At 40.7% G+C, this 16,863-nt stretch carries 9 protein-coding genes and 1 tRNA gene; all 10 read right to left on the bottom strand.

The genetic code is table 11. The features are described from left to right. Positions 1-31 precede the first annotated feature (31 nt). A tRNA-Leu gene (locus AAAT93_RS12155) sits at positions 32-115 on the bottom strand. 131 nt (positions 116-246) lie between these two features. Beyond that, positions 247-2,832 (bottom strand): Ig-like domain-containing protein, encoded by a 2,586-nt coding sequence (locus tag AAAT93_RS12160; protein WP_227573265.1) that lies wholly within the window; start codon positions 2,830-2,832, stop codon positions 247-249. A gap of 95 nt (positions 2,833-2,927) precedes the next feature. After that, positions 2,928-3,284, bottom strand: a complete 357-nt coding sequence (rplT, locus tag AAAT93_RS12165) for a 50S ribosomal protein L20 (protein WP_021985193.1) — start codon at positions 3,282-3,284, stop codon at positions 2,928-2,930. A 20-nt stretch (positions 3,285-3,304) separates the two neighbouring features. Next, complete coding sequence (gene rpmI / locus AAAT93_RS12170; protein WP_021985194.1) at positions 3,305-3,502, bottom strand: 50S ribosomal protein L35; 198 nt, start codon at positions 3,500-3,502, stop codon at positions 3,305-3,307. A 56-nt stretch (positions 3,503-3,558) separates the two neighbouring features. Next, positions 3,559-4,053, bottom strand: coding sequence for a translation initiation factor IF-3 (gene infC, locus AAAT93_RS12175; RefSeq protein WP_117780625.1), 495 nt, complete (start codon positions 4,051-4,053; stop codon positions 3,559-3,561). Positions 4,054-4,287: 234 nt separating this feature from the next. Continuing rightward, entirely contained in the window at positions 4,288-5,400 is a 1,113-nt protein-coding gene (locus tag AAAT93_RS12180; protein WP_021985196.1) for a M24 family metallopeptidase, read from the bottom strand. A gap of 384 nt (positions 5,401-5,784) precedes the next feature. Next, complete coding sequence (locus AAAT93_RS12185; RefSeq protein WP_021985197.1) at positions 5,785-9,993, bottom strand: leucine-rich repeat protein; 4,209 nt, start codon at positions 9,991-9,993, stop codon at positions 5,785-5,787. A 160-nt stretch (positions 9,994-10,153) separates the two neighbouring features. Further along, positions 10,154-15,331 carry a DUF5057 domain-containing protein gene (locus tag AAAT93_RS12190; RefSeq protein ID WP_195540938.1) on the bottom strand — a complete coding sequence of 1,726 codons (5,178 nt, stop codon included), beginning with the start codon at positions 15,329-15,331 and terminating at the stop codon, positions 10,154-10,156. A 16-nt stretch (positions 15,332-15,347) separates the two neighbouring features. Continuing rightward, a complete protein-coding gene (locus AAAT93_RS12195) occupies positions 15,348-16,253 on the bottom strand; it encodes a PulJ/GspJ family protein (protein ID WP_021985199.1) in 906 nt (301 codons plus the stop codon). A 14-nt stretch (positions 16,254-16,267) separates the two neighbouring features. Continuing rightward, positions 16,268-16,852, bottom strand: coding sequence for a prepilin-type N-terminal cleavage/methylation domain-containing protein (locus AAAT93_RS12200; RefSeq protein WP_021985200.1), 585 nt, complete (start codon positions 16,850-16,852; stop codon positions 16,268-16,270). Positions 16,853-16,863 lie beyond the last annotated feature (11 nt).

The following is a 16,863-nucleotide window of genomic DNA, read 5'->3' on the forward strand; positions in this document are numbered from 1 at the left end:
GAGAGATAATTGCTATCTCTCTTTCTCTTCGTGCGGGAGATGGGACTTGAACCCACACGACGTTGCCATCACTAGATCCTTAGTCTAGCCTGTCTGCCAATTCCAGCACTCCCGCATTCTCTTGCGTGTCGCTCACGCTCAACGCAAGACATATATTATCATTTTGATTGCCCTTTGTCAACAACTTTTTTCTATTTTTGTAAATATTTTTTCACCATCTACTATAATGCGCATAAATCCGTGCTTTTATCGTTGGATATACGACCGACTTTGCACACTGCGAATGCCCTGATAATTTACAGACGGTGCTGCGCCATTCTTCGGAACAAGCACAATCTGAATTCCTTCCAACCGTTTTGCCATACCGGCAGTTCCCGCTGGCGCTCCATTTTTAGACCATCCAAGCCAGCCATACGTCTGTGCATGCACACGGTAGTAAACGTCATAATGTGCTGCCATCTCACCTGTCAGATTGATGCAGATTGCCTCCAGACGCTTTGCGCGTCCACTTGTACCACTCATGACTCCATTCTGCTTCCATGTGGACACATCATTTATATTTCCCTCCCAGCCGTAAGTCTGCACATGGGTTGTGTAAACGATATTACCACTGTATGGCTTATTGGTCAGCTTGATACAGATTCCCTCCAGGCGCTTTGCCTGTCCACTTGTGCCGCTCATCTGACCGTTATATTTCCAGCCCTGCCAGCCATACGTCTGTACATGGGTGCGATACGCCACATTTACCGTATTCTCTCCGCTCACCGTCGGATTTGCATTTGTGGTTGCGGAACTGCCAAGCACAGGAGATGTTCCATTCTTCGCGATATACGAGGCGGTCTGACGCACAGTCGCACTTGCATATACACCAGCATAATCAACTTCCGGTGCTGGCATACCACGCTTTACAACCACGATCTGAATACCCTCCAGGCGCTTTGCATATCCCGCAGTTCCTGCTGGCGCACCATTCTTCGCCCATCCAAGCCAGCCGTAACTTTGCGCATGCACACGATAATATACATCATATTTATCTTTGTCAGCGCCCGTAAGTTGGATTTTAATTGCTTCCAGACGTTTTGCCTCTCCCTCGGTTCCGTTCATCTCTCCATTCGACGACCAAGGCAGCCATCCATAGGTCTGACAGTGCGTCGTATATTGGATTCCAAGCTTCTGGTTGCCACTCACAGCGATCTCGATCCCCTCCAGGCGCTTCGCCTGTCCACTTGTACCGCTCATCGTGCCATTTGTCACCTGCTTCTGCCATCCATAGGTCTGCACATGCGTCCGATATCGCACTGTCACCGCAGGTGCCGCCTGTACTTCTTCCGTCAGAGTACGCACACGGACAGACACTGCTTTGCTCTCCCGGTAATATCCGCTCGTTGGACGTTTTACATAAAAGGTATATTCTGTATTTGGTTTGAGATACACAAAAGCCGGACTTGACTGCCAGTGGATTCCATCCACAGAATACACACAGCCACTCTGTGTGTCCAATGTAATCCAAGTTGAACCGTACTTTGCAACCGTCGGAGTCTCCGGTTCATCCTGCCATCCGTATACCTCTATGGTACAGGTTGCCTTTTGATTGTTTGTCAGTTTACGGATTGTAATGGATGTTTTACCCGGTGCAACCGCAGTCACAAGCCCGGATGCACTGACCTTTGCAATATTTGTATTCTCTGACACATATCCTAACCGTTTGTCTGTAACATTTGCGGGCACAAAACTGGTTCGTATCTGCCCTGACTGATTATTCACAAGATCCAATACGACTGTCGCTGTATCCGCATGAATCTGCTCTGCATCCACAACCGTCACAGAAGCTCCGTAATCACTTTCACAACCAGGAGCTACGCCATCATAATAGTGATTCTGCGTATGCGATTCCCGGGAAGAGCCATCGTACTTCTCCATCGTAGCATCAGATTTATTGAAGAACTGATAGGATATCGGCGTTCCATCATCCCACGTGAGGTCCACATTGTACCACTGATTTCCAAGCTTCGTCCGGTTCCAGCCGTGTGTGGCACTCGTAACTGATACCGTCTCAAGCCCTGCAGCATTCGTCAACATACTATACAGCTTCGCATATCCGGCGCACACCGTTTTTTTCTGCATGACAGCACTATATGCTGTCTGATCGTAGGTGCCCTCTTCGTACTCTACATATTCGCAGATGATATCATGTGCTTTCTTCTCCTTTGCATACGCAGTTGATTCTTTTTGAATCGTCTGCACCCATACATCCACCCGGTTAAACATCTGCACGGAAGCATTGGAACGGGTATCTCCATCCGCAAAAGTATCATATACGCCCAGATATACAACTTTACTATTGTAATACAGAGCATTCTTGATGAAATAAAACTGCGGATTCTGATAGGTGAATATGTAAACCAAAGATGATAACTCCTCCGATGTCAACCCTTCATAGCGGATTGGACCGATACCAGAAACAGCCCTGCCATTAACGGATAACACCTTCGCATCCACACATGTATTCATATACGCTGTACAATACAAGTTCATCTCATCATAGAGTTCCTGCCATGTTGTACTCAGATTCTGATAGCAATAATCATCTCCATATGAGTCCCAATTCGTACGATAGACACCAGATAGTGCGGTTCCACTGCTACTATCACTGATTGACATGGCAGCCTCATCGAGATCTCCATAGCTTTCATCAATCTGGTAAAGCTCCAACGGCTTCAGATCCGATGTCTCCGGATCCGCCGTCTCTGCTGCATAAGTTGTCATATTCCCCGTCCAGATAAAGATCGTGCACAACAGCATGATTATACATTTTGTTACTTTTTTATTCATCCTTTGCTCCTTGTACTCTCCGGTCAACAGTTTTACACCCCTATTATAACAAAACCCGCTGTCCGAAGACAACGGGTTTTGAATACAATCTTTTATTAAGCGAGCTTGCTCTTAGCAACCTCTACTACCTTTGCGAAACCTTCTGGATCGCTGATAGCCATCTCTGAAAGCATCTTTCTGTTAAGATCTACACCTGCAAGCTTCAATCCATACATAAGCTTGCTGTATGAAAGTCCATTCATTCTTGCTGCTGCATTGATACGAGCGATCCAGAGCTGTCTGAACTGTCTCTTTCTCTGCTTTCTACCAGCATAAGAAGATGTCAAAGCTCTCATAACTGACTGCTTTGCTACTCTATACTGCTTAGATCTTGCTCCCTTGTATCCCTTAGCGAGCTTTAATGTTCTATTATGTCTCTTCTTAGCGCCAACGCCGCCTTTAATTCTTGCCATCGTTCATTCCTCCTAATATCCTATAAATATGGTAAAATCTTCTTCATAACTTTGCTGTTTGTAGAATCAGTCATAGTTGCTTTTCTAAGATTTCTCTTTCTCTTTGTAGTCTTCTTAGTAAGAATGTGGCTCTTGTAAGCCTTATTTCTCTTAAGCTCACCGGTTCCTGTCTTCTTAAAACGCTTTGCAGCTGCTCTTTTTGTCTTTAACTTTGGCATTTCTTTTCCTCCTTAAAAATCATGCATATGCATGGTAATTTCTTATTTATATGAATTTAACGTTTTTCAGCTAAAAACATGATCATACTTCTACCTTCAAACTTTGCAGGTTTATCTACAACAGCAACATCTGAAAGCATCTCGGCAAAGGAATTCAGAATCGCTTTACCATTATCCACATGCGCAAGCTCTCTACCGCGGAAACGAAGTGTAACTTTTACCTTATCGCCCTTAGTCAGGAATTTTCTTGCCATGTTTGCCTTCGTATTCAGATCGTTATTGTCGATGTTTGGTGACAAACGAACTTCTTTGATTTCAATGACTCTCTGCTTTTTCTTTGCTTCCTTCTCGCGACGTGTCTGCTCATAACGGAACTTTCCATAGTCCATAATCTTGCAAACAGGTGGCTTTGCTGTCGGTGCAATCTTGATCAGATCAACACCCTGCTCATCTGCGAGCTTCTGAGCGTCCTTGGATGACATGATACCAAGCTGCTCTCCTGTCTCACTTACCACACGTACCTCTTTGTCACGAATCTGCTCGTTAATCATTAAATCGCTAATAATATACACCTCCCATTATCAATGCATTAAAAAAGTGGATAGACAAACTATCCACACATTGTTATAATAAGAAATCTATATATTCTCTTACTACATAACCCGAGTCGCCTATGCGCTAAGGTGAGAGTGGATACTCTGCTTTCATCAACATACTTGCATACTATAGCATGCAGGTATGGAGTTGTCAATACTTTTTTCAAAATTATATTTCATTTTAGACTATTATACACAGATCAGTTCCTTCGGGGAAGATGCCAGATTCTGATATCCATCTTCCGTCACCACGATCATATCCTCAATCCGTACACCAAATCTGCCCGGCAGATAAATACCCGGTTCCACTGTGATCACAACACCCGGCTTCAACACAGCATCACATTTCATGGAAAAACGAGGTTCCTCGTGAATAAAAAGTCCCACACTATGTCCGAGTCCATGTCCGAAATAATCTCCATAACCGGCGTCTGCGATGATGTCACGTGCACATTTATCGACATCCGAACATACCATGCCCGGTTTCACAACGGAAAGTGCTGCAAGCTGTGCCTGAAGCACGGTATCATACACCTTCTTCTGCTCTGATTCTACCACTTCTCCAATATGAATCGTCCGCGTCATATCCGAACAATATCCCTGATACATACAGCCAAAATCCATCGTCAGGAAATCACCTTCCGTAAGCAGCTTCGGCTGTGGCATCGCATGTGGCAGACTGCTGTTTGAACCACTTGCCGCAATCGTATCAAAACTCGTTCCCTCGGCACCACGCAGCCGCATCTCATATTCTAACTGCAAGGCAACTCGCTGTTCCGTCAATCCATCCTTCCAGTTCTCGTGGATAAACTTTACAATCTCTGTAAACGCCTCATCGCCAATCTGCTCTGCACGTGCCAGCTTCGCAATCTCGTCCTCTGTCTTTACTTCCCGATACACATTAACTGCATCTTCCAGTGGCACAAACTCCACCTGCATTCCCGTCAATTCTTTTGCAAATGTATCTACAAAAGCCTGATACTGCATATACGAAATCTCTTTATTCTCAAATCCGATTCGAAGTGTGGATCTGCCCTCTTTTGCAAATGCCTTCTGCACCATCGCCGCGATCGTCTTGGAATATCCTTCCCGTCCAATATCCACACAGGTAAATTCCGGTGCTTCCAGTTCTACCTGCTCTGTATACCGGCTGTCTGTCAAAATATACTGTTCTCCCTGAAACGCCACAAGCATTCCTGTATGTCCCCGATACCCAGACAGATGATGGATGTTATATCCATCCGTCAGGATCAGTACCTGTAAATCCTTTTTATCAATAACTTGTACCAGTTGTTCCTTCATGTCTATCAAGCCTCCTACTGTAGTAGTATACAATCATAGATTTGGAAATACAACGCAAAAATGCAACAAATAAAAAAGTATGCTCTGTAGAGCGCCAATTGTGCCAGCCCCCTTGATTTTTATCAATTATATGTTACGATAATCTTGTTCGAGGATCAGTCCTTGGACATCTTGGGGAGAGCGAGTTGTTGATGTTCGGACGCAACAACTCAAACTATGTTTTACATAGGGAGACCATATAGATTGGGGAATCTATATGGTCTCTTCTATTTTTTATTTATCTAATGAATTTTATATAACATATTTATTACATACAAAAATCCATGAGCAACCCCGATATTATCGAAGTCACTCATGGATTTTATTTTACTAATAATATAATAATTACTTACTTACATACGGTCTAGCTGTTTTACCAGGTGCCGGTCCACCCTTTGGAACAAGCTTAATTTCTATGCCCTCCAAACGTTTTGCATAACCTGCAGTTCCTGCTGGTGCACCATTCTTTGCCCAATCAAGCCAGCCAAATGTCTGCGCATGTACACGATAATAAATATCATAGTGCTCTGCCATCTTGCCTGTTAAAGTAATACAAATCGCTTCTAGACGTTTTGCCTCACCACTTGTACCGGACATTGCACCATTTGATCTCCAAGTAGAAGGATTATTCACATTTCCCTGCCATCCATAGGACTGTACATGTGTTGTATAACTAATGCCTCCGCTATAAGGCTTGTTTGTCAGTTTAATTTCGATACCTTCCAGACGTTTTGCTTGTCCACTTGTACCACTCATACTTCCGTTAAACTTCCAACCTTGCCAGCCATATGTCTGTACATGCGTTCTGTATGTAACATTTGGTGTACTGTTTCCTTCAATCGTAGGATTCATTGAAGATGTCGGCTTCGAATTCACAACTGGTGACGTTCCAGATAATGCAATATATGCACTTTTATTGACAGATTTAATGCCATTCTTATTCTCGTCAATCTTCTCGCCCTTCTTAACAATTACAATCTGAATTCCTTCCAGACGTTTTGCATAACCTGCAGTTCCTGCTGGTGCGCCATTCTTCGCCCAACCAAGCCAGCCATAAGACTGTGCATGTACACGATAATAAATGTCATACTTATCCTTATCTGCACCTGTGAGCTGAATCTTAATTGCCTCCAGACGCTTTGCTTCGCCTTCTGTACCACTCATGTCTCCGTTTGATGACCATGGCAGCCAGCCGTAGCTCTGGCAATGAGTCGTGTACTGAATGCCAACCTTATCATTTCCGCTGACATTTATTTCAATGCCTTCCAGACGTTTTGCCTTTCCGGACGTACCGGACATAGCGCCATCCTTACTCCATGACTTCTCCCATCCAAATGTCTGTACATGCGTACGATAGCTCACTGACATTGTTGGAACTTTCACTTCCGGAGTCGGTGTCGGAGTTGGTTTTGGATCCGGAGTTGGTTTTGGATCCGGATTCGGATTTGGATTTGGTGTTGGATCTGGTGTCGGTGTTGGCGTTGTTCCATCCTTTGGCAAAACCGTCAATGTACAGGTAACAGCTTCTGCCGTATCACCATAATTCGAGTTGTTTGAAGGTGTACATGTAATAGTGACTGTTCCTGCCTTCTTTGCTGTAATTTCTCCGGTCGTAGACTTAATAGTCGCAACCGATGTATCCGAACTCTTCCATGTGACCTTCTGTGTGGTTGCTCCTTCTGGATTCAATGTCGCTGTCAACTTCAACTTCTCGCCGCCAACCTTTACAGTTGCTGTTTCAGGAATACTGATACTCTGTAACGGCATATAGACATTTATCGTCTTTGTAAATTTCGTTTCCGTTTCACCAGGTACACTTGTAGCAAATGTAATAACTGTATTTCCACTCTTTACCGGTGTAATTACTGTTGAAACTGTAGCCTGTGTATAATCTTCATTAAACACAATCTTTCCCGTCTCAATCTTAACCACACCTTCTACAGATGGTGTACATGTAAGTGTCACATCTTCCTCTTTAATCTCACCATATTCCAATGCTTCTTTGAATCCCTGCAATTTGATTGTTGCTGTAATCGTTGTTTGCTCTCCATCCTTTGAAGCATTCAGTTTTGTTGTTGCTGGATCAGAGGACGACATTTGTGTAACATATTTATTAAACACTGTTACCTTACACATACCATTTGTCTTACCATCCGGTGATGTTGCCTTGATTGTTTCCGTTCCCTGTTTGATTGCTGATACTTTGCCATCTGCATAGGATGCATAGGTACCTGTATCTTTATTATTCATAGTCCATGTTAATTTATCTGGTGCATCTTTCTCTGCAACTTCATATGGTACATCCACACCATTTTCTTCTTTATAATATTTGATAGTTGCAGACAAGTCTCTCTCTGAGCCAACTCGCATTGTGTATGCGTTATTGGAAAGCTTGATTGAAGCTAATGCATCCAAATAAATAACATCAAACGTTTTCTGCTCTGTGGACAAATTTCTTGCCCACGCAGCTCCATCAGACCCCGCATATACATAAAGATCCAGTGCAGAGTTCGTTCCAATAAATACACCAGTATTGATTGTCTTAATAGTCTTTGGAACCTGTATTTTTGTCAGCATCTTACAATTTCCAAACATCTGCTGTGGTAACGCCGTTGTTCCCTCTGCAATCTCAATAATTTGTATGTTACCCTGCTCATCCTTCGGATTTGTTAATTTCGAACAACCATAGAAGCACAGCTCTCCAAAGGATGTAAGTTTCTTTGACAAATACATATATCCATTTAATCCGGACATCCCTGCAAAAGCAGACTTTCCAACTGAAGTGACAGTATCCGGCATCGCCAGATTTCCAACAAGTCCACTACAACCACTAAATGAAAACTCTCCAACCGTCTTCAGGTTTGCAGGAAGTACAAATTCATTTTTAAAGCCATCACAATCTGCAAATGCATAATTTCCGATAGTTGTAATACTATCCGAAAGCTTTAATGCATCAAATCCAGAACATGCGTCAAATGCATAATTCGATACATTAGTTACCTTTCCCGGTATTGTTAAAGTCCCGGTGAGTAAACTACATTGATCAAAGGCATAGGCACCAATCGTATCTACCGTTTCCGGGATTGTTAATGTTCCATTTAACGAAGAACATCCCTGAAATGCGTTTGCATTTATTTTCTGTACGCCTTCTGGAATATCCACACTTCCAATCATGCTAGAACAGTTTGAAAATGCAGCCTGTGGTATATTCTTTAAATTCTTACTTAATACAAGTTCTCCATTAATATTACTACATTTATTAAATGTATACGTACCAAGCTGTGTCAACGTATCTGGAAGTGTAATTCCTCCTGTCAGCTTTGAACACTCAGAAAAAGCATAATTGCCAATTGTTTCCAACCCTGATGGCAAAGAAAGCGTTCCATCCATCCCTGAACACTTTTCAAATGCATATTGCCCAATACTTGTAACCCCCTCTGGAATTACAATCGAGCCCTTAAACGCAAGGCACTTATCAAATGCATACGCTGGAATACTCGTTAATTTACTTCCGTTTTCAAACGATAACATCCCCATATTTGATTTGTCGGTATCGGCATATGCACTTTGAAATGCAGAATCTCCCATGAACGCAACGGAACTTGGGATAACAAGATTTCCTTTCAGCTTTGCGCCAGAAAAGGCTTTCTTTCCGATTGATGTAAGTCCACTTGGAAGCGCAAGATCTCCTGCATTTGTTGAGGAAGCCCCATAATTCAAAAATGCTTCATCACCAATTTCTGTTACATTAAGTGGAAATTTTAACCCATTTTCCATATTGACTTTTCTACAACCAGAAAATGCCTGCGCACCAATGATTCCTCCACCATTAAATGTAATCTTTGTCAAGCCTTCACAATTATAAAATGCCTGTTTACCAATTTTGGTAACACCATCAGGAATCACAATTTCACTTTTCAATCCTGCCTGACTTTGAAATGCAGCCTCTCCAATCCAATTCAGCTTTGAACCTTCCTCAATTGTAACGGACTGCAATATGTAAACTTTCTGTTTTTCTCCTCCGGCAAATGCATTTGTACCAATGGATTCTATAGAGGCAGGAATATTCACGCTTCTCGGACATTCCGTCAATGCGAATGCACCCTGATCAATCGCTGTAACTGGAATATTCTGATAGTCTGCAGCATTTGTGTACTCACTGGAAGCACTTACCTCACTTGGAATAGTAATATTTCTATCTGTCTTATTTTTACCATATCCCTTAATAATAGCTTCCTTTTTTCCATTATTTACACGAATCTGATAAGACAGAGTATAATTTCCCTCTTCAGGTGTGTACTCTAAATACGTTTCTTCTGTAATCGTCTTATCTTCTGCAACAGTTTGCTCTGCCTGCTGTAAATCTTCACTTACAGTTTCAACCTCTGTCTTGGATTCCTGTTCACTTGTTTCTTCTTGTGGATTTTCTTGTTCTGACGCTTCGAAAATTTGAGATGACTCCGCCGCATATGTAACTGTTGGTGCTATATTGCTTGATGCCATAGCAACACTCAGTGCGACAACGAGTGCTCGATTCATTTTGCGTTTTCGCATAGTATCTCCCCTTTCATATTATTTTGTACGTTGTGGCATATATCGCCTAATTCCTAACTACATACATATTTTAATTATAACGATTCTTATAAAAAAGTCAATCAAATGGCAAAAAAAGCATGGGACTCTTTTCAGAGTTTCCCATGCTTTTTTTATTATTTTACGTTAAGTCAAAGAGATAATCCTTCAACATAACCTTGATTCTCTGGTAAACCTTGTTACCTTCGGAATCGGTTGCTTCAATTACAATATATGTATATTCATTATTGTAATTCTCAAAGTACGATGGCTGAAGCTTCAATTTCGTTGCCGCTACTGTAACTTCCTTACCATCAGAATCTACATACTTCTCAGCAATCTGTCCGCCATCCTTATTCAACAGCTTCTCAAGAGAAGAATCATATCGGAATACATCCTTGATGATACCTTCCTTTACCTGTGTAGAATTCCAATCCGCAATCAATACATGATTCTTATCTGCTACATATGAACTATCACGATTTGTCTCTGAGTAATCCAAATCATAGTAGATTCGAACCTGCTTTAATGTTGCATCCTGGTCTACAGTTACCTTAAAACTAAACTCTGGATATGAAGTATTCTCCTCAACCTTTGTATAATAATCATCGTTTACATCACGTTTGATGATATTATTTGTTTCTTTACCATAGTCATATACATAAATGGTTGGCTGTTTTACACTGTTACGAACTGAGTTACAAATAATATTGATGTACAGGTAACGCTCATCATTATTATCCTTTCCTACACCAGTCACCTTCGAATGTCCGGCACCACAGTAGTTTACGTTCTTATAAGTGTAAATAAAGTAGTTGTCCATACCATCTCTCGGTGATGCTGCATAGATGGAAGAACCGTCCTTTGTATTATTACCACCTGCAAGAGAATACCACACAGTCATGTCATCATTTTCAACATCCAGCGCATATGCCTGTGAGTGCGTTCCTGAAATATTCAACTCAGATGCCAATGTGAATGGGAACAATGTTACAATACCCTGATTGTTCTGACTCGCTTTATCAGTACCATACTTTGTATTCTCCTTTGCAGAAAAGCTAGCTGCATTGTACCAATATCCTGCGATTGCCCAGCTCAAATCGGCATACCGATAAGGAATTGCATATGGATTATCATTACCACTGACATTTACCGCATCTGTATATGCCACGGATGTCAGATATTTGCTTGGCGTTGATCCAAACACTTTTTTCATATCTGAAAGCCAGCTTGTATACCGACTTTCATCTTTCGTTGTCGACAGATTCGTCATAAAGTACTTGTCACTATCCTGTGTAGTTGTATACTTCACATAATTCTGACTTGCATCTGTTGTCACAGGATCATTAAAGTGATACCGATCCATACCAAAGTATGAACGAAGTGTTGCTGTCAATGTAGAAGTACCCTTATCAGAGAACTTTGTCAATGTATCATGGAACAACAGGAGCTGTCCATCATCTTCGATGTAAGACTTCAAATCTGCAAGTGCAATCGGACTTGTAATATCATCTCCACCGAAATCTTCAGATGGTCCAAGAATAATTGTACTGTATGATTCCTGTAACCAATCGGCACCTGCTGCATATCTTGTATATTTCTTGTAAAGTTCCTTATACTCAAGTTCTTTATCTTTTACCTTAAAGTACTCCTCCATATAAGTGTTCATACTCTCGCCATTTGGAAGATATGCCTGTGATACATCATTATACTGTGCAGCGTTACCATCAATAGAATAATAATCACTGTACGTTGATTTTGTCTTCAAACGATTCAATTCCTGAATCAAAGTCTCTTTTGATGTATTACTTGAGAAGGTTGTCTTGCCTGAATTTGTGCTTCCTGACTGAATTCCGGCAATTAACTTATCAATTTCTTCATCAAGTTCCTTTCTTGCATCAACGGTTGTTTTCTGAATATCAACACCTGTTTCATCCTTCATGCTGGATGTTCCAGTTGCACTCTCATTCTTCATAAACTGATACAACTGCCAATACTTGCCTGCCAACTGCTCATACTCACGTTTCTTAATAAATTTATATTTATCTTCCACTGTTGTGAGTGCATTATACTTATCATAATCAGTATCCGTTGAATCAATTGTAAATGAATTTACAAGTGCCTCTTTTTCTGCATCTGTAATTGCTGAAGAGTAATCAACTTCTCCATTGTCAACCTTGTAATCATATGCAGCTTCTGCATCCTTTGCAGCCTGCTCAAACTCATTACGCAGCATAATATCAATATCAAAGTCATACAGATCATTTACCTGATCTGCAAGGTTGTTATCCCAGTCATCCATACCCTTGACACCTTTTCCAGGTACAACAAGCTGACTGTCATAACTTACGATACCAAACGTATGCTCATGCTTACCTAAGTAATGACTTCCCAGCATACCATCCTTCGAATCCTGGAAATTACCACCATAAAGAGCTCCATACGCTGTACGATTTCCTGAATTCGTATATGGGTTATACTCCAGTCTCTGATATGCCTGCTGACATACAGTACAGAAATACAAGGAGTTGTAACCTTCTGCGCCTTCGCCAAGTGCGTTATTTGACCACTGGTTTGCCTTACCTCCCGGCATAATCTGCAATACATTTACCTGCTGTTTTTCGTCAGTCTTGTTCTTGACATAAGCAATACCCGTCTGGCTGACTGAATTTCCATTTGTATCAACAACCTCAATCATCCAATACAGTGGACCATAGAAGCTGTCCGCACACTGATAAGTAAGTGAATTCGCATCTCCTGATGTCATGTACTCTTCTTTTCGATCAAAAGTACTATTTCCATCATCATCAATATACAGTTTAACCGTATAATTGGCACTTCCCGTGACTGTATATTTAAATTTCAATGTACCGTCTGTAATCTGTGATGTTTCATCATACCGATTATAAGTTGCCGGCATACTTGTGATTGTCAGCTTTGGTCTCTTCTCTGATGTTGCATAGATTGAACTCAACTCATTCTTTGGAGTATCTGCTGCACCACCCTTGAACACTGAGACATATCCTGTTAATGAATCACCAAGCGAACCATCACTTAAAATATCTTCCACATCCGTCTGATTAAAGTTCCACTGTACATTATCTTTATCAGTGCCTTCACATGCTGCCAATAACTTATACATATTAGAATCCGGATCAATCGAGTTCTGCAAATAGCCATCTGTCTTTGCAAGAGTATATGCTGTTGTCAGATTCTTACTTACTACAACCGGCATTCCTGCATCAACATATTCTTTTAATGCCTCATACCGATTATATGTGATATCATTACCATTCAATACTGTAAACGTATCTGTATAATTTCCATTCAGGCGAACCTTCGCAGTTGGTGTACCACTGTTTGCAGGACCTGGAGACTGTGCCATAGCTGAAAGATCCAGATTTACAATATCACCATTGTGAGAATACATCGTGTAGATTGGCAAAGTTGTAATCTTTGACATGTCCAAACTACCCGAATTAGACTTCAAAGTCCCACCCCATCTTGCAAGACCTGTCAAACTACGATATTCTAACACATCCTTTAATGCAGATGTATTTCCGCCAATATAAACCAAATCGTACTTTCCTAAAACTTCTGATTTATCACACGCAAACTCCTCGGATGACATCTGTACCAAATTAATCTTATCAATTGGTAAGTTTAATGCATCTGCTAATTTTGCCTTAGAGAGCTCCCAAGCATAGTACTCTGTATTTTCAGCTAACTGTTCTTTTGTCTTTCCATTCACGACATTAGCTGGAGCTGTATAATAATTTCCACTTCCATAAATACTTGATGCATTACCACTTCTTGGCTTTGCCTTGCCTACTTCCTGTGCCACAGCTTCATCAATTGGATAGCATGGCTGAATCTCTAACACCGTAAAGGATGAGGAAGAAGAACCTCTACCACCAATTCCACGATATTTCGATGCATTGATCAAATCTGCAATAACCTTTGCTGTCGCTGCACTCTTTGAAGTTGTAACAACACTGAAGTCTGCTCTTGAAGTTACCATGATATTCTCATATCGTGCAACATACTCTGTTGTTGCTACCATATAGAATAACTTAGAGTAGTTTGTCTCTTTTAAATCATCTGGAACTTTAATCGCAGCATCTGATGATGTTCCCATATCTGCACCATATACAATATGGAGCTTACCATACATTGCTGATGCAAATTTCTTATAGAGATCTGCCGTGATTGTCTGATTATAACAAGAATCTTCAATCACAATCATGTCGTACTGATCAAAATCAACGGATTCTGAATCAGCCAATGTTACAATATCATTCTGTATATAAGTTGGTCTTACACCGACACGGTTATTATAACCATTCTTATAGAAGATTGAATTTGCATCCAGCTTATAATATTTTGATGTAGCAGTATCTGCAATTGCAGAACCATCTGCTGCATACAACCCCGTTGCTGACGGATTTCCTGCTAACAGCGCATCTGTCTTTGTATATGTAGTATTGACGCCAATTGTCAAAATCTTCGCCATAGACATCGGCTGTGCTGAGGATCCATCTGAAGCAGAGGCAGTCGGGTCTGACTCATATACTTCTGTCCATGCACCATTTGTCTTCTGTGTCTGACCGTTAATTCCCAGATACAAAGAACCACCTGCATGCTGCAAATACTGATCTGCACTTAAGTTGCTTGCCCACTTGAATGTGTAATAATACTTTTCATTTGGGCCAAATACAGAAGATGCAAGATCTTTCATATTCTTTGATGTCGACGGATCAACGGTTGTTGCATTTGGACTATCAATGACTAAAGGCTTAAAATCGCCAACTGCATATGTATGCAGAAGATCATATAATTTCTCGCTCATGTCATTGTCTTTTGTAAATTTCGATGCAGAATCATTACTTACATAAATGAAATCTGCCTTTGAAATATAAGCAAGATCTGCATCACTTGTTACATTTCCGCCAAAACATTTGTATTCGATACAACCATCTGCCATCGCCTGCTCGATTGTACGGTTTCCATCAATAACATAATCCTTAAAGCCATTGGAACTAACAAATGTCTCTAAGCTTGAAGCAGAAGAAGATGAAATTTCTGCGATATGATAAATCTTATCTACTTCTGGATCTTCTGAATTTGAATTATCGATAATGTAATCGATAATCGTTTTTGTATCCACATTCTGACTTGCATCTGCGATAATTTCGCCATTCTCCAGCAAGCCGTCTTCGTCACCATTTCCAGCGAAGGAGAACGATGCAATTGCAACTGCAATCGCCGCAACGAACATTACAGATAATGCAGATATCAAAATCTTTGTTTTACGTTTCATGTTCTACTTCCCCTCCCTACTTTTTTGGTACTAATACATACGAATTTCTTGGATTCACTCTTCCATTCGTTGTATACGTCATATTAGACTGATTATAGTATATATCCAGCTTAACTGAATTGTTTTTTGCATCAATGTTTGCTGTACATCCCGCAACACCAACGCCTATCGCTCCTAGCTTTGCTTCAACATATGACAAATATGGATTATACAGATGTACAAACTTTGAATTTGAATCTGACATATCCACCTCATCATCTGACATTGTCATGTATGCATATTTTCTGCCATAATACATGTTATTGTTTTCGAAGTAAAAGGTAGAAACTAATGTGTCATTTATGCTGTATACAATTTTGGAATTTTGTTCTGTGCACTGTACCTTTGTTGCTTCCCCTGTCAATGAATTAGTTATTACCTGTTCAGACAAAATGCTTGGGTTTCCACCCGGTACCAGATTCATATCCAACGGAACAGAACTTTCAATTCGCAGATATGATATATATATTGGATCGTCTACATCAATATCCTTAAAACATATTACATCTGCCTTTGAAACTGAATCAGTAATTCCATATAAAGATGGATCTTTTACAAGTGCTTTTGCTGTTGCCTCATCTTTCACATAGAACTTCTTCGCCATTGTTGCACTTGTCTCTTCTCCTACCGTTGCAAAATTCAACTGTTCTGATGCTGTATATCCAACCATCACAATATCATTTGCCTGCATGATAGTGTCTGTAATTAAGCTATATGTTTCCTGAGCCTGTGTTTGTAACTTAACATCCACCTGTTCTTTCCTTGTTTGTGATACGCTCGATCCCATAAAGGAAGAAACTGCTAACATCAAGAACGCAAGCACTGCTATAGCTATAATTAATTCCACCAAGGAGAAGCCGCTGTTTTTATTATCTTTATTCATCTTCACGCCCCTCCTTAATGTAATGTATGGCTTCCATTTTTATTCAAAACCACGGTATTTAACAATGAGTCTTTGCTGTTACGATAAAACTCATACTGACCATCACCATATATACACATGCCTTGACGGTCATAAATTATATATACAGGCTTTTCATCAATTCCGGTAATATCCTGTTCCGTACCAGATGAATCTTTGTACTTCACCTTTACATATGCCGAAAAGCTCTCGCCCTTTCCACTGTTTGCATTCTCTGAATCATCAAATACATAACTGGAATTCAGCGACATATCATTACCATTTCCTATATAATAACCCTTCTTTACATAATACTTACTACCACTTTTATAGACAGCTAATGCAAATTTGTAATCTGGCTGCTGTGTATCCGCTACCACACACATTTTCCCTTTGGCATTTTTCTGTGTTTCAGACAATGCTGTTTCCAATGTAATAGAAGCTTCCTTGGCTTTTGCATTATGCAAAATCGTGATTGTTACCATAGCCGCGCCAGTCATTATTGCAATAATCGCTATAACGATAATCATCTCAATGAGTGTGTAGCCTTTGTTATCCTTCATAAATCTTCTCTTCTCCATAGGCCACCTCT

Origin of the sequence: Coprococcus hominis (ex Arizal et al. 2022), assembly GCF_040094675.1 — a bacterium.
Lineage (GTDB): Bacteria > Bacillota > Clostridia > Lachnospirales > Lachnospiraceae > Coprococcus_C > Coprococcus_C hominis.